This window comes from Mesorhizobium sp. UC74_2 (assembly GCF_042701485.1).
GTDB lineage: Bacteria > Pseudomonadota > Alphaproteobacteria > Rhizobiales > Rhizobiaceae > Mesorhizobium.
Map to the genome: position 1 here is coordinate 5891598 of NZ_CP170562.1, position 18189 is coordinate 5909786.

Here is an 18189-nt window from a genome sequence, read left to right on the forward strand (position 1 = left end):
CCATGCCACGGAACATCATCCCAGTCCTGCATCCGGTATCCGTCGCCGAATTGCGCCCGACACAAATGACCGTCGGCCTGCGCGAGGTGGCGCTCAAACGCAAGGAGCTGCGCGCGTTGGCGGCAGGCAAGAAGGACGATTTTCTCGGACTACATCTCATTCCTGCGGTGATCGGTCCAAAGCAGCGCCCCTTCGTCGTCGACCATCATCATCTTGCCCGCGCCTTGCATGACGAGGGTATCGGAAAGGTGCTGATCAGCGTGCTCGCGGATTTGTCGCGGCTCACCAAGGAAGAATTCCTGGTTTTCCTGGATAACCGTGCCTGGATGCATCCTTTCGATGCATCGGGGCGCCGGCGCGCTTACGAAGACTTGCCGAAATCGGTCGACAGGCTGGTCGACGATCCGTTTCGAAGTTTGGCTGGCGCGGTAAGACGAGCCGGCGGTTACGCCAAGGACACGACGCCGTTCGGGGAATTCCTTTGGGCGGATTTTTTCCGCCGGCGCATTGATCCCGGCCTCCTCGCCGACAATTTCGACAGGGTAGCCAGGAAGGCCGCCGCGTTGGCGCGGGATAAATCCGCAAGCCATCTGCCAGGCTGGAGCGGCCCTGACGACTGAGCATTCCAGCGTCGTGTCGGCAGATGCAGAAAGGCGCGGGGTTTGCCCGCGCCCTTCGAAGTCCGTGAAAAGACGATCAGGCCGGGCCGACGTCGAACTGCAGCCGCTTGGCCGAATCGATCGTCTGGTGTGCGCGCAACTTGGCCAGGACTTCTTCGGGGAACGGAGCATCGAGGTAGAGCAATGCGATCGCATCGCCACCCGGCCGATTGCGGCCGAGCTGGAAGTTGGCGATGTTGACGCCGTTCTCGCCGCAGACCGTGCCGAGCAGGCCGATGATGCCGGGCGCATCGGCGTTGGTGGTGTAGAGCATGTGCTGGCCCACCTCGGCGTCGAGATTGATGCCCTTGATCTGGATGAAGCGCGGCTTGCCGTCGGAGAAGCAGGTACCGGCGATCGAGCGTGTCATGTGTTCCGTCTTGACGCTCAGCTTGATATAGCCGTCGAACACGCCCGATTTGTCGCGCTTAACCTCGGCGACGATGATGCCGCGCTCCTTCACCATGATCGGCGCCGACACCATGTTCACATCGGCCACCTGGGGCCGGATCAGGCCGGCAAGCGCCGCACTGATCAGCGCCTTGGTGTTCATCTGTGCCGTTGAGCCGTCAAACAGGATCTCGACTTCCTTGATCGGGTCTTCGGTGACCTGGCCGACGAAGGCACCGAGCACCTCGGCCAGTTTGACGAAAGGCTTCAGCCTGGGAGCTTCTTCTGCCGTGATCGAAGGCATGTTGATGGCGTTGGTGACGGCTCCCTTGACCAGGTAATCCGCCATCTGTTCGGCCACCTGGAGTGCGACGTTCTCCTGCGCTTCCGAGGTCGAGGCGCCGAGATGCGGCGTGCAGACGACATTCTCCATATTGAAGAGTTCGTTCTGTTCCGCCGGCTCGACTTCGAAGACGTCGATGCCAGCACCCGCCACCTTGCCGCTCTTCAGGCCCGCGATAAGGTCCTTCTCGACCACCAGGCCACCGCGCGCGCAATTGATGATGCGCACGCCATCCTTCATCCTGGCGATGGCTTCGGCGTTGATGATGTTGCGCGTCTTGTCGGTCAGCGGCGTGTGCAGGGTGATGAAGTCGGCGCGGGCAAGCAGCTCGTCCAGATCCACCTTCTCGACACCCAGCTCCTCGGCACGCTGTTCGGACAGGAACGGGTCGAAAGCGACGACATGCATCTTCAGGCCGACGGCGCGGGTGGCGACGATCGAACCGATATTGCCGCAGCCGATAAGCCCGAGCGTCTTGCTGGTGATTTCGACGCCCATGAAACGGTTCTTTTCCCACTTGCCGGCGTGGGTCGAGGTATTTGCTTCCGGGATCTGCCGGGCGACAGCGAACATCAATGCGATGGCATGTTCCGCCGTGGTGATCGAATTGCCGAAGGGTGTGTTCATGACGATGATGCCGCGTCGCGACGCGGCGGGAATATCGACGTTGTCGACGCCGATGCCGGCGCGCCCCACGACCTTCAGCCTGGTCGCTGCGGCAATCAGCTTTTCGGTGACCTTGGTCGCCGAGCGGATGGCGAGACCATCATACTGGCCAATGACTTCGAGCAGTTTTTCCTTGTCCTTGCCGAGGTCGGGCAGATAGTCGACCTCGACGCCGCGATCCTTGAAGATCTGCACGGCGGTGGTGGAGAGTTTGTCGGAAACGAGTACGCGGGGCGCCATTGCTGCCTCCTTGAAGAGTGATTGAATTGTTCGAAAAGAGGGCGGCCTCTTATTGGAGCATGATCTTCTCTGAAAACCGTTTTCCGCTTTTCGGGATCATGCTCCGGGGCCGCCGCAAGTCTGTGTCAGGCAGCGGCCTTGAGCGCGGCCTTCTGGTTGGCAAAGGCCCAGTCGAGCCATGCCGTCAGCGCAACCAGATCAGCCGTCTCGATCGTGGCGCCGGCCCAGATGCGGAGTCCGGGAGGAGCATCGCGATAGTGACCGATGTCGAAGGCGACGCCTTCCTTGTCGAGCGCCGAGACGATGCCCTTGGCGAAAGCAGCCTGGCCGTCGGCGTCGAGCGCCGTGACATCCGGGTCGACGATCGAAAGACAGATCGAGGTATTCGAGCGCGTCTGCGCGACCGCAGCCAGATTGTCCAGCCAGGCCGTCCTCTGCACGAAGGCGTCGAGCGCTGCGAAATTGGCATCGGCACGGGCAATCAGCCCATCGAGGCCGCCGAGCTTCTTTGCCCAGTTCAAGGCGTCGAGATAGTCTTCCACGCACAGCATCGACGGTGTGTTGATCGTCTCGCCCTTGAAGATGCCTTCAATCAGCTTGCCGCCCGAGGTCAGGCGGAAGATCTTGGGCAACGGCCAGGCCGGCTTGTAGGTCTCAAGCCGCTCGACGGCGCGTGGCGACAGGATCAGCATGCCGTGCGCGCCCTCGCCACCGAGCGCCTTCTGCCAGGAGAAGGTGACGACGTCGAGCTTGGCGAAATCGAGCCGCTGCGCGAAGGCCGCCGAGGTGGCATCGCAGATGGTCAGGCCTTTGCGATCATCCGGAATGAAATCGCCATTGGGCACGCGCACGCCCGAAGTCGTGCCGTTCCAGGTGAAGACGACGTCGCGGTCGAAGTCAATTTTGGTCAGATCGGGAAGTTCGCCGTAAGGCGCATCGAATTTGCGCACGTCTTCGAGCTTGAGCTGCTTGACCACATCGGTGATCCAGCCGGCGCCGAAGCTTTCCCAGGCGACCATGTCGACGCCGCGTTCGCCGAGCAACGACCAGAGCGCCATTTCGACGGCACCGGTATCGGACGCCGGAACGATGCCGATGCGGTAGTCGGCCGGGACCTGCAGGATCTCACGGGTGAGGTCGATGGCGTCGGCCAGCTTGACCTTGCCGATCTTGGCGCGGTGCGAGCGACCCAAGGCAGCATTCTTGAGCGCCTCGACTGACCAGCCGGGACGTTTCGCGCAGGGACCTGAGGAGAAATTGGGATTGGCCGGACGCACGTCCGGCGTGGGGAGAGCAGTCATCGTGGTCTATCCTTCCAGATAGTAAGCCCCTCGGTGGGGAGGGGTGGCCCACGGACGGCGATAGGACTTCGGCTTGCCGGCGTCAAGAGCAAAGTTTTTGTCGTTTGCGGGATATTGGCTTGGGGCGGCGGTAGAGCCACAAAAACAAACGGCAGGCCCACAGCCTGCCGTTTGTTTTTGTGGTGAGTGGACGTGTCCTACCAGAGATCGTAGCGAACACCGACCTTGAACTGGTGGTAGTCGATACCCTTGTTCAGGACCACCGCGTTGTTGTCGAACGAAACGTAGCGCGCGCTTGGTGCCGATTTGTATTCGTAGCCGAAGTCGAGCTCGACGTTCTTCGAGACCTGATAGGCAAAGCCGGCGTTGAGCGAATAGATCAGGCCAAGCTGCTTTTCTGCGTCCGCCGAACCCTCATAGGTCGACGCGTCGTCGCACCTGAAAGCCGTGGTTGTCGTCACGTTGCCGCCTTGGATCACCGTGGGAGACGGTTCGGTGCAATGGCGGTCGCCCGTCGAACTGCGATACCTGGAATAGATCAGGCCAAGACCTCCACCGATATAGGGTGTCAGGCCGGCAAACGTGCCGAGATCGACATAGAGGTTGGCGGTGCCATCGAAGGCGCTGTTGGTTCCGGCATTCTGCCCCTGGCAATTTTGCGAGACACGCCGGCTGTCGACAAAAACCGAATCCTCCAAGCCGGGATTGCGAATAACCGTTGTCGTTGTCTGGGTTCCCTCGCAGCTCGACAGGAAATCGGTCGCGAATTCGCTTTTCGGCAGGAGGCCGAGATTAAGCTCGGCGCGCAGGTAGTCATTGAGGTGATAGCCTATGCCGACCGAGCCGGAGACCGGATTGGTGCTTGACGAGAACGCCGCGGTGTTCTCGAAATACTTGTAGGGTTTGTTGAAATTGTACCCGACGTCGCCGCGCAGATACCACCCCGAACCAACCTCCACCGGTTGATATTCGGGCGCCTGATCAACATAGATCGGCGGATCGTAGTCGGCAGCCAGTGCCGACATCGGCGGCAGAAGCACTGCAGCAGCCAGAGCCAGCGCTATGTGCAATTTGAATTGCATGGATTCAAGCTCCCAAACCCGCGCCGATCACCACGCGATCACGGCCCCTTCTGAGAGCATTGTTAACTATAGTGGTTAAGTCACCGTTAAGGATAACGAACCGTTACCCATTTGATCTTGCTGGGCTTCGCGCAACTCCAGGAAAAGTGCGTGGTGGTTTTCCGTCCGGAATGGCCTGAAAACAAAGAGCCGGAGCGTTTCCGTGACAAACGGAAACGCCCCGGCGGACGCCTGACGTCTTGTCTCAGCGTTCGGTAAGCTTCAGCTCGATACGGCGATTCTTGGATCGTGCATCGTCGGTGTCGGTACCATCCAGCGGCTGATATTCGCCGAAGCCCGCTGCCACCAGCCGATTGGCCGGAACACCATTGGCGATCAGGAATTTGACCACGGAGGTCGCGCGCGCGGACGACAGTTCCCAATTGTCCTTGAAACGGCCGGTGCCCGAAAGCGGCCGATTGTCGGTATGTCCATCGACACGAAGCACCCAATTGATCTCGGGCGGAATTTCCTTCTGCAGTTCGATGATCGCATCGGCCAGCTTCTTCATCTCGACCTTGCCGGCGTCGTTGATTTCTTCAGAGCCGACCGGGAAAAGCACTTCGGACTGGAAAACGAAGCGGTCACCGACGATGCGGATGTTCTCGCGGTCGGAAAGAATCTCGCGCAGGCGGCCGAAGAAATCCGAACGGTAGCGGTTCAGCTCCTGCACGCGCTGGGCAAGTGCGACGTTCAGACGACGGCCGAGATCGGCGATCTTTGTGTTGGATTCGCGGTCTCGTGTTTCAGACGCATTCAGCGCGTCCTCAAGGGCGGCGATCTGCTTGCGCAGCGCCGAGATCTGCTGGTTGAGCAGTTCTACCTGGCTCAGCGCACGCTGGCTGACCTGGCGTTCGGTGTCGAGTTCTCCCTCCAGCTTGGTGGCACGCTGGCTGGCAGCATTGCCTGCACCTGAGCCGGCGTTCAGCAATTGTTGCAGGCGGCTTTTTTCGGCCTCGGCCGCGGAGAGTGAAGCCTGCAGGTTGGCCAGAGAATCCTGAGCGTCCTGGCTGTTGCTCTTTTCCAGAGCCAGAAGCTGCGTCAGTTCGTTGATCTGGGCGTTGAGCCGGTTGAGCACCACATCCTTGCCGGAAATCTCGCGGCTGAGCAGGAACTGTGCCAGCACGAAGACGGAAAGCAGGAACATGATGGCGAGGAGCAATGTCGAAAGCGCATCGACGAAGCCCGGCCAATAATCGATGTGGCGATAGCTGCGTCGTCCCCTCGCGAGCGCCATTTAGTTGCGCTCCCGGCTTTTCAGGGCCTCGGCGATCTTGTCCAGTGTTGCGCGCATCGCCTTCTGCTCATCGGACTGCGCTTCCACCCAGTCGCGCATGATCTGCTGTTCAGAGCGCATGTTCTTGACCAGCCCGGAAATGCCATCGGCCAGATTGGCCATCGCGGTCGCAACGCGCGGGCTGGAGCTGTCGCTCTCGCTCATGTGACGCAGCCGCTCCGAAAGCGCGCGCAGCTCGTCGGAAGACTCCGAACGCGATGCATCGGTCGTGCCGACATCCGAAGAAAGGTCGGTGACCGTCGACAGCCAGTTCTCGAGCTCGGTGTAGAAGCGGTTTTGCGCGCGGCCGGCCTGCAGGTCGAGGAACCCAAGCACAAGTGAACCGGAGAGACCGAACAGCGAGGACGAAAAAGCTGTGCCCATGCCGGACAAGGGAGCCGACAGGCCCTGCTTCAATGCGTCAAGCACGGCTGCTGCGTCGCCCGAGCCGGGATCGAGCGACTGGATCGTCTCGCTGATCGAACCGATCGTGTGCAGCAGGCCCCAGAAGGTTCCGAGCAAGCCGAGAAAAACCAGCAAGCCGACCAGATAGCGCGAGGTGTCGCGGCTTTCGTCGAGGCGGGTACCGATCGAATCGAGCATGGTTCGCATGGCGCTGGTCGAAAAAGCGAGCGAGGACGAGCGACCGATCATCGCTTTCATCGGGGCGAGCAACACCGGTTCGGTGGTTTCGGAACCAGCCCGGAACGAATTCACCCAGCGCACTTCGCGAAACAGCCTGCCAACCTGGACGAAAGCCAGCAGGATGCCGACGACCAGTACGCCGACGATCAAGCCGTTGAGGCCGGGATTGGTGACGAAAGCCGTCTGGATCTGGCGGGAAAGAACAATGGCGATGAAGGCAACGATGGCCAGAAAGATCACCATCGTCAGCACGAAAACCTGTGGACTGGAAAGCTTGTGCGGGTCGTAGCTCAACACATCCGAACCCCGGCCGGCAGTCATGGATTTGAGAAAGGTCATTCCTGCCCCGTTTGCGATGTCGTCGCCGAATAGGATTGCCGCGACTCTAAACGGAAATGTGACGAAATTGGAAGGCGCCGAAATGCAGTGTCACAGCCGGTTGATGACCAGGCTGTCCAGCATGGCGGCAAAATGCAGGCCCGCGCCGGTGACGACGAAGCCGTGCCACAGCGCGTTGTGGAAACGCAGACCCTTCCAGACAAAGAAGATGACGCCCAGCGAATAGACGATGCCGCCGGCGAGCAGAAGACCGATGGCGGTTGGTGGCAGCGTTCCGACGAGCGGTTCGACCAGAACAATCCCGCTCCAGCCGATGGCGAGATAAAAGACGATGGCAAGACGGTCGAAGCGACCGGGCAGGAAAACCTTGATGGCGATTCCGGCAACAGCTGCCGTCCAGATCAGACCGAGCATCCAGCCGGCAAGCGTCGCGTCGCTGAGCTGAGCCAGAAAGGGTGTGTAGGTTGCGGCAATCAGCAGGTAGATCGCGGCATGGTCAAACCTGCGCAACAGCCATTTCATGCGTGATGTAACGGGCCAGAGATTGTAGGCCATCGACACGGAAAGAACCGTAAGCAGTGCCACGACATAAAACACCGCGGCCACATATTCACCCGGCCCAGCGTGAAAGGCAGCCAGGGTCAGCATGGCCGAACCCGCGGCAATCGCCAGCACGATGCCGACGGCGTGGACGATGCCGTCAGCGATCATCTCGGCACGCGAATAGTGCCATCGCCCGACAAAGGGGATGTCGATAGCCGTCTCGGGCCGGCCTTCACTCATGGGTTCACCTGCATACACTTTATCTGGGCAGTCGCAGGCGAGTATTTCAAGCTACTGTAACGGTTTCGTGGCTGCGGCGTACTTCACATATCGGCCGAAAATCGTAAGCGATTTTCGCGAGGTACGACGCTATAACTCGTCAGAGCGTGCCTTGTGGGGTGTGCTAGCGCTGGGCGAGCGGCTTCTTCAGCGTCGCAAGCAGGGCGCGATGGATCGCCTCATTGCCGGCAACGAGGCTGCCGCTTTCCAACATGCCCTGGCCACCGTCCGGATCGGAGACATAGCCACCCGCTTCGCGCACCATAAGGATGCCGGCAGCGATGTCCCAGGGCGACAGCTTGTCTTCCCAATAGCCGTCCATGCGGCCTGCGGCGACATAGGCAAGATCAAGTGCTGCCGAGCCGAGGCGGCGAATGCCGGAGACTTCGGCCATCACATTGCGCAGTTCGATGAGGAAATTACCGTGATGCCCGCGGCCGAGATGTGGCACGCCGCAGCCGATCACCGTGTCGGACAGCTTGTTGCGCGCAGCGACGCGCAGCCGACGGTCGTTCATGAATGCGCCGCCGCCACGCTCCGCCGTGTAAAGCTCGTCCATCGCCGGATTGTAGATGACGCCGGCGACGATCTGGCCCTGGCGCTCCAGCGCGATCGAGACCGAGAAGATCGGAATGCCGTGCAGGAAGTTGGTGGTTCCATCCAGCGGGTCGACGATCCAGCGGTGCTGGTCGTCATCGCCGCCAACCGTGCCGCGCTCTTCCATCAGGAAAGCGTAGCCCGGCCGCGCCTTGGAAAGTTCGGTAAAGATGATGTCCTCGGCCTTGCGGTCGGCCTGGCTGACATAGTCGCCCGGCCCCTTCATCGAGACCTGCAGGTTCTGCACCTCGCCGAAGTCGCGCGACAGCGAGCGGCCCGCCTTCATCGCGGCCTGGACCATGACATTGAGAAGTGCGGAACGCGCCATGCTGGTTAGTCCTTGGTGTGCGGGGCCAACTGGCGCTGGCCTGGCCTCAAATGCAGCAGGCCGGCAGAGCTGCCGGCCCTGGATATCAGTCCGCGCGGCGAACGTAGGTGATTTCGTTGGTGTCGACGATGATGCGTTCGCCTGACGAGATGAACGGCGGTACCAGAACGCGGATGCCGTTCTCGAGCACCGCTGGCTTGTAGGACGAAGCCGCCGTCTGGCCCTTCACGACGGGGTCCGCCTCGGTGATGGTCAAGGTAACCTGGTCTGGCAGAGCGATGCCGATCGGCTTTTCTTCGTAGAGCTCCACGGTGACGGTCATGCCATCCTGCAGGAAGGCAGCGCGGTCGCCGACGAAATCCTTCTGCAGCTCAAGCTGCTCATAGCTTTCGGTGTCCATGAACACCAGCATCTCTCCCTGCTCGTAGAGGAAGGAGAAGTCCTTCTGCTCCAGGCGTACCTTTTCGACCGTCTCGGCAGCGCGGAAGCGTTCATTGAGCTTGGTGCCGTTGATGAGGTTCTTGAGTTCGACCTGATTGTAGGCACCGCCCTTGCCGGGTTTCACCGCATTGGTCTTCACCGCCACCCAGAGGCCGCCATCATGCTCGATGACGTTGCCGGGACGGATTTCGTTGCCGTTGATCTTGGCCATGGTTGATTTGATCCGGAAAAAGAGGTGCGCCGAAAGGGCGATTTCGGCGCCTCCAAGACCATAATTTGCCGAAAGAGGCAAGAGAGGCGGCAAAATGCCTGTCTGTTTGCAAAGTCGTCAGGGTAGCCGGTTGGCCTTTTGCAACGCCTGCTTGGTCTGCTCTTCATCAAGGCCCTGCATGAAGTCGTCCATCTGGGGGTCAGCGAGGCCGGCCCGGCGCGCAACGATGAACCATGCCGCCGCAGTGACCAGATCTCCATCGACGCCGATGCCGCCCTCATAGAGTTTTGCCAGCCTGTTCTGGGCAGCGACATTGCCGCCTTCGGCCGCCCGCTTCGTCCAGTTGAAGCCGGATTTCAGATCCCGCTTGCCGCCGCGCCCGTCGATCAGCCATTGGCCGAGGTCGAGCTGGGCGGTGTCGTAATTCTGCTGTGCCGCCAGAACCAGAAGCTTTCTTGCTTCCGTGTCGTCCTTGGTCTTGCCGCCGGCACCGTTGGCGTAGATCTGAGCCATTGCATATTGGGCATCCGCCAGGCCGGTCTCGGCCGCTTTTTGATAGTAGGCAACGGCGCGGGTGAGACCTGCATCGCCCGGATCCTGCTCCAGAAGCAGCTGTGCGAGATTGAACTGCGCCAGAGGATTGCCAGCCTCAGCCGCCGCCTGCAGCAGGACCTGGGCCTTCTTTTCATCTTTCTTGACCTGGCGTCCGTCGATCAAGATCAGCGCATACTGGAACTGCGCTTCCGGCACGCCTTGTTCGGCAGCGCGCTGGTACCACTTGGCAGCCTCCGCGGCGTTGGCCGGCATGCCCAGTCCACGCGCAAGGATTTCCGCCACCAGGGTCTGGGCCGGAGCGTCCCCCTGCTTGGCGCGTTCCAGGGCCAGATTGTAGGCGGTCTTGTAGAGACCGCGCTGATAGGCGCCGTAGGCGGCATCCGGCGCCCTGCCGCCGAAGCGGGCTGGATCGATCTTCGTTGCGGGTTCCGTCGTTGTCGCCGGTTGCGGCAATGGATTGGCGATCGGGCGATCGCCTTTCTTCGCCGTGGTGGACGAATCGGGCAGGGGTATCGGCTGCGGCAGCAGTGGCGGCAACGCCGAAGGTGCCGGTTCGGCCGGTGCCTCTGTCTGAGGGCCCCCGGTTGCCGATTGAGCTGGCGCATTCGCTGACGGCTGCGGCGATGCCGGCTGCGATGTTGCTGCAGGTGCGGGGCTTTCCGCCGCCGAGTCCTTCGGCGATGGCGCGGTTACCGGCGGTACGGGAACTGACGTTGCAGCGTCCGGTGCAGCTGTTGGAGGGGTCTCGGCGTCGGACTTGGGGGATTCCGGCTTTGGATTCTCAGGATTTATTCTTTCCTGTGCCGGCGGTTGCGTCGGTTTCGGCGCTTCGGCAGTCTGGGCTTGCGCCTGGGACAGGGCGAAACCGACAACGAGTATACCAGCAAGGGTAAAGCGCAGGCGCATCGTCAGTCCTCGAGGCGCGGCGCCGTTTCATCGAGCAAGGCATTCGCCCTGGCGATTATGGTGGCGGGCTCTGCGCCTTCGGCGAAAACGGCCGCGGACAGAGCGACGAATTCCGCTCCGGTTGCGGCGACGGCCTCCACCGAGGCGACATCGGAGCCTGCCATGACGATGCATGGAATCTCGATCATTTCGGCCCACCATCGGCCGAGTGAGAGGTTGCGCGGGTGCGGCTCCGGTTTGTTGTCGAAGCCGAAACGGCCGAAGAAGATGTAGTCCGGGCGCTCCTCACCGAGCTCCAACGCATCATCGCGTGTCTTGGCACCGCCAACGCCCACCATCATGCGGTCCTGCACGCGGTCGATGGCGTCGGCAAGTTCCGCCTTGCCGGCCTCGATATGGAGGCCATCAGCCTTGACGCGCCCAGCAATGCGGCTGTCGCCGGCAATCACGACGGCGATGCCGGCAGCTTGCGCAGCGGGCACGATTTTTTCCGCATAGGCCTGGAAACTGTCCTCATCCCGATTGTCCTGGGGCAGGATCAGCGATGCAATGTCACCGCCGGTGAAGGCTGCGACAACACGCTCTGCAGGTGTGCCAGCCGGCGGAATGAGCACGATGCGGCAACGGTCGGGGGATGAGGGTTCGGTCATGGCGATATCTGGTTCCGGGTTCGCCTATGCGGGGCGAAGATGGTTGGATTGCGGCATAGACGAATGATGCGGTCTTGAACAGGCGCAGGCTCGCGGCCGTCAGAGGTCGATCTTGTAACCCAGATGGGTTTGCTTGAAGCCGAGGCGTTCGTAGAAACGATGGGCATCCTGCCGACTGCGGTCAGTGGTGAGCTGCACGACAACGCAGCCGCGCGTACGGCATTGATCGATAGCCCAGTCGATCATCCTTTGGCCGAGCCCTCCGCTTTGGCGGTCCCGTATCACGCGCACTGCCTCGATCTGGCCCCTCAGCGCGCCTTTACGGGAAAGCCCGGGAATGAAGGTCAGTTGCAGCGTACCGACCACGCGACCAGCTTCGGTCATGACTGCCAGCAACTGGCTCGGGTCGGTGTCGATCGCTGCGAACGCTTGCAGATAAGCTTCGGCCAGCGGTTCGCGAGGGTCTTCGCGGCCGCTGCCCAGCAAGTCGTCGGCCAGCATTGCGACGATCGCGGCGACGTCACTTCGCTCAGCGCGACGGAAGGCAATATCGACCATGGGTGGTTCTCCGTGTTCCACCTCCGCAATAGGTGGCCGGCTGCGCACGGGCAAGTCCATGTCCCGCCGAGGGCAACGCATTGGCACGACGGCGGGATCTCCCTATGGTGATGGCGAAAGGCAATCACCATGGCACAGAACATCTACGACCGGCCGGAGTTCTTCGCCGGCTACAGCAGCCTCGCCCGCTCGAGGGAAGGACTGGCCGGCGCTCCGGAGTGGCCGGCGTTGCAGGCGATGCTGCCCGAGATCAAGAACCGTCGTGTCGTCGATCTCGGCTGCGGCTTCGGCTGGTTCTGCCGCTGGGCCCACGAGCAGGGCGCGGCGAGCGTTCTCGGCCTCGATGTTTCGGAAAGGATGCTCGAACGCGCCGCTGCCACCTCGGATGCCGCGATCGAATACCGGCGCGCCAACCTTGAGGAACTGAGGCTTCCGGCAGCTGCCTATGACATCGCCTATTCGTCCCTGGCACTGCACTATGTCGAGGATGTGAACCGGCTTTTCGCCACGGTCTTCCAGGCGCTGGCGCCAGGCGGCATGTTCGTGTTTTCGACCGAACATCCGGTGCTGATGGCGTCGTCCAACCCGGGCTGGCTGCACGGTGCCGAAGGCAGGAAGACGTGGCCTGTCGACCGTTATTTCATCGAAGGGCAGCGGACGACTGATTGGCTGGCCAAGGGTGTCGTCAAATACCATCGAACGATCGGCACCACGTTGAATGCGTTGCTCGCGGCTGGTTTTGCACTAACCCATGTCGAAGAGTTCTGCCCGTCTGCCGAGCAGATCGCCATTCGCCCGGAGCTGGCGGAAGAACTGGAGCGACCGATGTTCCTGCTGGTGTCGGCTCGTCGCTGACGCGCGATGCTTTCTGAAAATCGATTCCGATTTTCAGGCCGATGCGCTACGTAAAGACACCATACCCTCAGTCATTTCCTTCCCGGCATGTCAGCTCTGCTCACCGATCCCTGGTTTTACGCCGTCGCAGTGCCTGCGGTCATCCTGGTGGGACTCACCAAGGGCGGGGTCGGCGGCTTCGGCCTGATCGGTGTGCCGCTGATGGCGCTGGCAATGTCGCCGGTGCAGGCGGCGGCGATCCTGCTGCCCATCCTGGTGGTGATGGATATCGTTTCGCTGTGGACCTGGCGTGGCCAGCATGACAAGGCAACACTGGTCGACATGCTGCCGGGTGCACTTGTCGGCATCGGCATCGGCTGGGCGACCGCGGCATTCGTGACGGCGGATATGGTGCGCTTCATCGTCGGCGCCGTTACCATCGCCTTTGTCGGGCGCTGGCTCTACGTCACCTACAGGCACGGCAGTTCCCATGTGGCGAAGCCGAACAGGCCGCAGGCCGCGTTCTGGGGAACGATCGCCGGTTTCACCAGTTTTGTCGCCCATGTCGGCGGACCTCCGTTCCAGGTCTACACGATGCCGTTGCGGATGGATCCGAAAGTGCTGACGGCGACCGGCGTGGTGTTCTTCGCCATCGTCAATGCCATCAAGCTCATTCCCTATTTCGCGCTCGGGCAGTTCGACGCCGCCAATCTCGCCGCATCGGCCGTGCTGATGCCGTTTGCGCCTCTGTCGACTCTGGCAGGTGCCTGGCTGGTGCGGCGCATGCGGCCGGAGGTGTTCTATCCATTCACCTACGCAACGATCGCGTTGGTGGCGATCAAGCTGTTGTGGGACGGTATCGTCAGCCTTGTGTAGAGGATGACGATGCTTTCAGGCTGTGCTTAGAAATGCAGGTATCGTTTCGGAGGGCGGGATGACGAACCCCTATGCGCTGGATCTCGACAAGAATCCGGCCAATCACCAACCGTTGACCCCGCTGTCATTCCTGGAGCGGGCAGCCAAGACCTATCCCGACCATGTCGCCATCATTCATGGCCGCCAGCGCATTACCTACCGGGATTTCTGGCGCCGCTCGCTGCAATTGGCATCAGCATTGGCGACAGAGGGAATCGGCAAGGGCGATACCGTGACTGTGATGCTCTCCAACACCCCGCCGATGCTGGAAGCACATTTCGGTGTGCCGATGGTGAAAGCGGTGCTGCATTCGCTCAACACCCGCCTCGACGCGGCTGTCATCGCCTTTCAGCTCGACCATGCCGAGACGAAGGTTCTGATTGTCGACCGCGAGTTTTCCGGTGTGATGAAAGAGGCGCTCGCGCTGGCCAGGGTAAAGCCGCTGGTCATCGACTATGACGATCCGGACTACGCGGCGGATGCGCCTTATCCGAAGGGCGGGCGCATCGGTTCGCGCGACTATGAAGATTTTGTCGCGGGTGGAGCGCCGGATTTTGTCTGGTCGATGCCCGACGACGAGTGGGACGCGATCTCGCTGAACTACACGTCTGGCACCACAGGCAACCCCAAAGGCGTCGTCTATCATCATCGTGGTGCGGCCTTGATGGCCTACACAAACACCATTCACGCCGGCATGGGCAAGCACGCCGTCTATCTGTGGACGCTGCCGATGTTCCACTGCAACGGCTGGTGCTTCCCCTGGACGCTGGCCGTGCAGGCCGGCACGCATGTCTGCCTGCGCTGGGTGCGGGCGAAAGGCATGTATGATGCCATTGCCGATCATGGCGTCACGCATCTTTGCGGTGCACCCGTCGTGATGGCGACGCTGATCAACGCCAGCGATGACGACAAGCGGATGTTCTCGCAGACCGTCACCTTCAATACCGCCGCGGCTCCACCGCCCGAGGTGGTGCTCTCGGGAATGGCGGATGCCGGCTTCTCGGTCACCCATCTCTACGGCCTGACCGAAACCTATGGGCCTGCAGTCGTCAACGAATGGCATGGCGAATGGGACACGCTGGACAAGGCAACGCGCACCGCCAGGAAGGCGCGCCAGGGCGTGCGTTATGCGGCGCTGGAAGACCTGACGGTGATGGATCCCGCGACGATGGCAAAGACGCCGGCCGACGGTGAGACCATCGGCGAAGTGATGTTCCGTGGCAACATCGTCATGAAGGGCTACCTGAAGAACCGCAAAGCGACGGATGAGGCGTTCGCCGGCGGCTGGTTTCATTCCGGCGATCTCGGTGTCATGCACCCCGACGGCTACATCCAGCTCAAGGATCGCTCCAAGGACATCATCATCTCCGGCGGCGAGAACATCTCTTCGATCGAAGTGGAGGATGCGCTCTACAAGCACCCTGCCGTGGCGTCCTGTGGTGTGGTCGCTCGTGCTGACGACAAATGGGGTGAAGTGCCGGTGGCTTATGTCGAGTTGAAGCCGGGCAAGGTTGCGACGGAAGCTGAAATCATCGAGCATTGCCGGGGGCTTCTCGCCCGCTTCAAGGTGCCGAAGGCCATCATCTTCCACGAGATACCCAAGACCTCGACGGGAAAAATCCAGAAGTTCCGGTTGCGTGAGATGGCCAAGGCCGGCTGATGCCGGCCGGGCACTCGGATCATGCCTTGCGCAGCACCGGCAGCGCAATGACCGCGAACAGCAGCATGGCCGCAAAGAACAGGATGGAGCAGATGCCAACCACAGGTTCGATGGCGGTGTTTCCAGCCAACAACATGTAGAGCGTCACCAGCAAGCCGATGCCGCTCAGCGCCGTCAGCCAGAAATGGATCGTCGCCAGCCTTGTTTCGCGAGCTGCCGGAAACAGATGGTAGAAGATGGCAAAGACCGCGGATGTCAGCCAGCCCGCGACCAGTGCGTGTGCATGCACCGGCATTTCGGTGTGGTCCTGGCTGATCGCCATGTGCAGGCCCAACGCCATGCCGCACAGCGCGTAGACGATAGCGAGCGCAAAGAAATTCCGAGACACGCCTTGCATGGATAATCCCCCAGGTTGATCGTCTTGCCGGTGCAGACGAGAGCGCAAACGTTTGCGGCGCCGGCATTCGTCCCGCTCCGAGCGGGATGGCACCATTCCCGATTTGCCGGGGGAAGATACTGCAAGAAGACGGAAATTGAGAGTGAGGTTTTTCACTCTGCCGGGGCCGGCGACAGCGGTTGCTGTTGTGCTGATACGGCACACTTGCGGACGGTTTCTTAAAAAAATTTCGCCCCTGTTAAGAGTTCATTAAGCTTTACGAGCGTTTACTATGTGCATCCAGTGATCTGGATTCTTACCGAGTGGTTGGAGCCACTTTGTTTGACGCCTCCCTGTTAAACTCCTGAGAGCCGCCTCATCGCGGCTCTTTTTTTGTCCGCTCGCCCAGGCGTGTCGCCTGTCGAAAAGCCGCCGTTAACCGTTTGTTAAACATGTGCTTGCCTTGCGAGAAGTCCCGGCGCATTTTCTTAGCCACTGTCATATAGGCTTGGAAACCGGCGGCATGATGCCGATTCGGCCGGAAGAATGCGAATACGGAACAGGAAATGAGCGAGCCTTCCAAGGAAAGCGCGAACACGATCAAGTTGGCCGAGCGAAGGGTTTTTTCGCAGTCGTTCAAGCCGCTCTATGACGAAGGCATGGGGCTCGTGGAGCGTACGGCTGAGTATCTTGACGGCAAGGGTCGTCTTGAAGCCAAGAAGCTGTCGCGGCTGGCTGCGACGCTCTATGCGGCCGAATCGATGCGCTTGACGACACGGCTCATGCAGATCGCATCCTGGCTGCTGCTGCAGCGTGCTGCGAATTCCGGCGAAATGACCCGCGATCAGGTTGCCTCGGAGAAATCCAAGGTGCGGCTGGACACGGCCTCGGCGCATAGCGAGGCTGCCGGCTGGAGCGAGTTGCCGGACGACTTCCTTGATCTCGTCAACAGGTCGCTGCGCCTGCAGTCGCTGGTGCGGCGCATGGATGAGGAGATCTACGGCAACGGCAGCACGGTTCATGCGCAGCCTGCCAACCGGCGCTCCAATCCGGTGTCCGACCAGATCACCCTGCTGAAGACGGCCTTTGCGGGCGGCTGAGCCGGAGCTCCGGCACGCAGCCCGCGTTCTACAGGCTGTTTCTGGTTTGTTCACATTTCTCTGGCATCGCTTTGCGCGAAAGGTAGACTTCGTGCATGGCGGAAGCGATTCGCATCATCGGTATCGATCCCGGGTTGAGGCGCACCGGTTGGGGTGTCGTCGAAAGCCTTGGCAATTCGCTGCGCTTCGTCGCGGCGGGTACCGTACGTTCCGACGACAAGGCGGCGCTGGCGGCGCGCTTGTGCCAGCTGCATGACGGCTTGGCCGACGTGCTGCATCAACTGATGCCGCAGGAAGCCGCCGTCGAACAGACTTTCGTCAACAAGGATGCCTCGGCGACGCTTAAGCTCGGCCAGGCGCGCGGCATCGCCATGCTGGTGCCGGCGCGTGCCGGGTTGCTGGTAGCCGAATATGCGCCCAACGCTGTCAAGAAGACGGTGATCGGCGTAGGCCATGGCGACAAGAAGCAGATCCATATGATGGTGAAGGTGCTGTTGCCGAAAGCAGCCTTCGACACCGACGACGCTGCCGACGCTCTGGCGATCGCGATCTGTCATGCGCATCATCGGCAGAGCGTCGCCTATCGTTTGGCAGTGGCATGACGGGGCAATCTCGATGATTGGCAAGCTGAAGGGCACCGTGGACGAAATCGAGGAGGATCACTGCCTCGTCGATGTGCACGGTGTCGGCTATGTCGCCTACTGCTCCGCGCGGACGCTCTCGGCCCTGCCCGGGCCCGGGGAAGCCGTGGTGCTGCACATCGAAACCTATGTGCGCGAGGACATGATCCGCCTCTATGGCTTCCAGACCGCGCTTGAGCGGGAGTGGTTTCGCCTGCTGATGAACAATGTCCAGGGCGTCGGTGCCAAGGTTGCGCTGGCGATCCTGTCGACGCTGTCACCGTCCGACCTCGCGAACGCAATCGCCCTGCGCGACATCGCCATGGTGTCCCGGGCGCCCGGCGTAGGCAAGAAGGTAGCCGAACGCATTGTCACCGAACTGAAGACCAAGGCCCCGGCCTTTGCGGGCGAGGCTTCAGGCACCATCGGCTTGAAGCAGGAGCTGGGCGAGGGCGTGGCGGCAGCGCCCGTCGCCGATGCGGTGTCGGCACTCACCAATCTTGGCTACTCGCGTGACATCGCTGCCAATGCCGTGGCTGCTGCCTTGAAGACCGCGGGCGACGGAGCCGATTCAGCCAAGCTGATCAGGCTGGGACTGAAGGAACTGGCGCGGTGACGCGCAGCTTGTTCAGCCCC

Annotated in this window: 19 protein-coding genes; 7 read left to right on the forward strand and 12 right to left on the reverse strand. The window is 61.3% G+C overall.

What is annotated here, in order from left to right; all coding sequences use genetic code 11:
• Window positions 1-2 precede the first annotated feature (2 nt).
• On the forward strand, window positions 3-620 hold the full coding sequence (locus ACFJIU_RS28760) for a ParB-like protein (protein ID WP_379065752.1): 618 nt from the start codon (window positions 3-5) through the stop codon (window positions 618-620).
• A gap of 76 nt (window positions 621-696) precedes the next feature.
• Here ACFJIU_RS28760 and serA read toward each other — a convergent pair whose 3' ends face one another.
• From serA to ACFJIU_RS28815, 11 genes are all read right to left on the reverse strand, one after another.
• Complete coding sequence (gene serA / locus ACFJIU_RS28765; protein WP_379065754.1) at window positions 697-2298, reverse strand: phosphoglycerate dehydrogenase; 1602 nt, start codon at window positions 2296-2298, stop codon at window positions 697-699.
• Window positions 2299-2423: 125 nt separating this feature from the next.
• Window positions 2424-3599 (reverse strand): phosphoserine transaminase, encoded by a 1176-nt coding sequence (locus ACFJIU_RS28770; protein ID WP_379065756.1) that lies wholly within the window; start codon window positions 3597-3599, stop codon window positions 2424-2426.
• A 197-nt stretch (window positions 3600-3796) separates the two neighbouring features.
• Window positions 3797-4681 (reverse strand): outer membrane protein, encoded by an 885-nt coding sequence (locus ACFJIU_RS28775; protein WP_379065758.1) that lies wholly within the window; start codon window positions 4679-4681, stop codon window positions 3797-3799.
• Window positions 4682-4925: 244 nt separating this feature from the next.
• Window positions 4926-5957, reverse strand: coding sequence for a peptidoglycan -binding protein (locus tag ACFJIU_RS28780; RefSeq protein WP_379065760.1), 1032 nt, complete (start codon window positions 5955-5957; stop codon window positions 4926-4928).
• Entirely contained in the window at window positions 5958-6980 is a 1023-nt protein-coding gene (locus ACFJIU_RS28785; protein ID WP_379065762.1) for a MotA/TolQ/ExbB proton channel family protein, read from the reverse strand.
• A gap of 90 nt (window positions 6981-7070) precedes the next feature.
• On the reverse strand, window positions 7071-7763 hold the full coding sequence (locus ACFJIU_RS28790) for a hemolysin III family protein (RefSeq protein WP_379065764.1): 693 nt from the start codon (window positions 7761-7763) through the stop codon (window positions 7071-7073).
• A 163-nt stretch (window positions 7764-7926) separates the two neighbouring features.
• Window positions 7927-8727, reverse strand: a complete 801-nt coding sequence (locus ACFJIU_RS28795) for an inositol monophosphatase family protein (protein WP_379065766.1) — start codon at window positions 8725-8727, stop codon at window positions 7927-7929.
• Window positions 8728-8812: 85 nt separating this feature from the next.
• Entirely contained in the window at window positions 8813-9379 is a 567-nt protein-coding gene (gene efp, locus ACFJIU_RS28800) for an elongation factor P (RefSeq protein ID WP_379065768.1), read from the reverse strand.
• Window positions 9380-9496: 117 nt separating this feature from the next.
• Window positions 9497-10462 (reverse strand): tetratricopeptide repeat protein, encoded by a 966-nt coding sequence (locus ACFJIU_RS28805; RefSeq protein WP_379073260.1) that lies wholly within the window; start codon window positions 10460-10462, stop codon window positions 9497-9499.
• 380 nt (window positions 10463-10842) lie between these two features.
• Complete coding sequence (locus ACFJIU_RS28810) at window positions 10843-11490, reverse strand: thiamine phosphate synthase (RefSeq protein WP_379065770.1); 648 nt, start codon at window positions 11488-11490, stop codon at window positions 10843-10845.
• 99 nt (window positions 11491-11589) lie between these two features.
• On the reverse strand, window positions 11590-12048 hold the full coding sequence (locus ACFJIU_RS28815; RefSeq protein WP_379065772.1) for a GNAT family N-acetyltransferase: 459 nt from the start codon (window positions 12046-12048) through the stop codon (window positions 11590-11592).
• A gap of 129 nt (window positions 12049-12177) precedes the next feature.
• Between ACFJIU_RS28815 and ACFJIU_RS28820 the strand changes: the two genes are divergently transcribed.
• The 3 genes from ACFJIU_RS28820 to ACFJIU_RS28830 all read left to right on the forward strand — a co-directional run bounded on the left by ACFJIU_RS28820 (window position 12178) and on the right by ACFJIU_RS28830 (window position 15457).
• Entirely contained in the window at window positions 12178-12903 is a 726-nt protein-coding gene (locus tag ACFJIU_RS28820; RefSeq protein ID WP_379065774.1) for a class I SAM-dependent methyltransferase, read from the forward strand.
• An 87-nt stretch (window positions 12904-12990) separates the two neighbouring features.
• On the forward strand, window positions 12991-13758 hold the full coding sequence (locus ACFJIU_RS28825; RefSeq protein ID WP_379065777.1) for a sulfite exporter TauE/SafE family protein: 768 nt from the start codon (window positions 12991-12993) through the stop codon (window positions 13756-13758).
• Between the two features lie 58 nt (window positions 13759-13816).
• Complete coding sequence (locus tag ACFJIU_RS28830; protein ID WP_379065779.1) at window positions 13817-15457, forward strand: acyl-CoA synthetase; 1641 nt, start codon at window positions 13817-13819, stop codon at window positions 15455-15457.
• Between the two features lie 19 nt (window positions 15458-15476).
• Here ACFJIU_RS28830 and ACFJIU_RS28835 read toward each other — a convergent pair whose 3' ends face one another.
• Window positions 15477-15854: a hypothetical protein gene (locus tag ACFJIU_RS28835; RefSeq protein WP_379065781.1), complete on the reverse strand. Its 378-nt coding sequence runs from the start codon at window positions 15852-15854 to the stop codon at window positions 15477-15479.
• 545 nt (window positions 15855-16399) lie between these two features.
• Here ACFJIU_RS28835 and ACFJIU_RS28840 point away from each other — a divergent pair.
• The 3 genes from ACFJIU_RS28840 to ruvA all read left to right on the forward strand — a co-directional run bounded on the left by ACFJIU_RS28840 (window position 16400) and on the right by ruvA (window position 18169).
• The gene (locus tag ACFJIU_RS28840; RefSeq protein WP_129412711.1) at window positions 16400-16933 is read left to right on the forward strand and encodes a DUF1465 family protein; all 534 of its coding nucleotides are present in this window, start codon (window positions 16400-16402) and stop codon (window positions 16931-16933) included.
• A 95-nt stretch (window positions 16934-17028) separates the two neighbouring features.
• Window positions 17029-17535 carry a crossover junction endodeoxyribonuclease RuvC gene (gene ruvC / locus ACFJIU_RS28845; protein ID WP_379065783.1) on the forward strand — a complete coding sequence of 169 codons (507 nt, stop codon included), beginning with the start codon at window positions 17029-17031 and terminating at the stop codon, window positions 17533-17535.
• 13 nt (window positions 17536-17548) lie between these two features.
• Window positions 17549-18169 (forward strand): Holliday junction branch migration protein RuvA, encoded by a 621-nt coding sequence (gene ruvA / locus ACFJIU_RS28850; RefSeq protein ID WP_379065785.1) that lies wholly within the window; start codon window positions 17549-17551, stop codon window positions 18167-18169.
• Window positions 18170-18189 lie beyond the last annotated feature (20 nt).

Excerpts from the sequence above, each read along its gene's own strand:
- ACFJIU_RS28760 (WP_379065752.1), top strand. The coding sequence starts at position 3 with ATGCCACGGAACATCATCCCAGTCCTGCATCCGGTATCCGTCGCCGAA.
- serA (WP_379065754.1), bottom strand. The coding sequence starts at position 2,298 with ATGGCGCCCCGCGTACTCGTTTCCGACAAACTCTCCACCACCGCCGTG.
- ACFJIU_RS28770 (WP_379065756.1), bottom strand. The coding sequence starts at position 3,599 with ATGACTGCTCTCCCCACGCCGGACGTGCGTCCGGCCAATCCCAATTTC.
- ACFJIU_RS28775 (WP_379065758.1), bottom strand. The coding sequence starts at position 4,681 with ATGCAATTCAAATTGCACATAGCGCTGGCTCTGGCTGCTGCAGTGCTT.
- ACFJIU_RS28780 (WP_379065760.1), bottom strand. The coding sequence starts at position 5,957 with ATGGCGCTCGCGAGGGGACGACGCAGCTATCGCCACATCGATTATTGG.
- ACFJIU_RS28785 (WP_379065762.1), bottom strand. The coding sequence starts at position 6,980 with ATGACCTTTCTCAAATCCATGACTGCCGGCCGGGGTTCGGATGTGTTG.
- ACFJIU_RS28790 (WP_379065764.1), bottom strand. The coding sequence starts at position 7,763 with ATGAGTGAAGGCCGGCCCGAGACGGCTATCGACATCCCCTTTGTCGGG.
- ACFJIU_RS28795 (WP_379065766.1), bottom strand. The coding sequence starts at position 8,727 with ATGGCGCGTTCCGCACTTCTCAATGTCATGGTCCAGGCCGCGATGAAG.
- efp (WP_379065768.1), bottom strand. The coding sequence starts at position 9,379 with ATGGCCAAGATCAACGGCAACGAAATCCGTCCCGGCAACGTCATCGAG.
- ACFJIU_RS28810 (WP_379065770.1), bottom strand. The coding sequence starts at position 11,490 with ATGACCGAACCCTCATCCCCCGACCGTTGCCGCATCGTGCTCATTCCG.
- ACFJIU_RS28815 (WP_379065772.1), bottom strand. The coding sequence starts at position 12,048 with ATGGTCGATATTGCCTTCCGTCGCGCTGAGCGAAGTGACGTCGCCGCG.
- ACFJIU_RS28820 (WP_379065774.1), top strand. The coding sequence starts at position 12,178 with ATGGCACAGAACATCTACGACCGGCCGGAGTTCTTCGCCGGCTACAGC.
- ACFJIU_RS28825 (WP_379065777.1), top strand. The coding sequence starts at position 12,991 with ATGTCAGCTCTGCTCACCGATCCCTGGTTTTACGCCGTCGCAGTGCCT.
- ACFJIU_RS28830 (WP_379065779.1), top strand. The coding sequence starts at position 13,817 with ATGACGAACCCCTATGCGCTGGATCTCGACAAGAATCCGGCCAATCAC.
- ACFJIU_RS28835 (WP_379065781.1), bottom strand. The coding sequence starts at position 15,854 with ATGCAAGGCGTGTCTCGGAATTTCTTTGCGCTCGCTATCGTCTACGCG.
- ACFJIU_RS28840 (WP_129412711.1), top strand. The coding sequence starts at position 16,400 with ATGAGCGAGCCTTCCAAGGAAAGCGCGAACACGATCAAGTTGGCCGAG.
- ruvC (WP_379065783.1), top strand. The coding sequence starts at position 17,029 with ATGGCGGAAGCGATTCGCATCATCGGTATCGATCCCGGGTTGAGGCGC.
- ruvA (WP_379065785.1), top strand. The coding sequence starts at position 17,549 with ATGATTGGCAAGCTGAAGGGCACCGTGGACGAAATCGAGGAGGATCAC.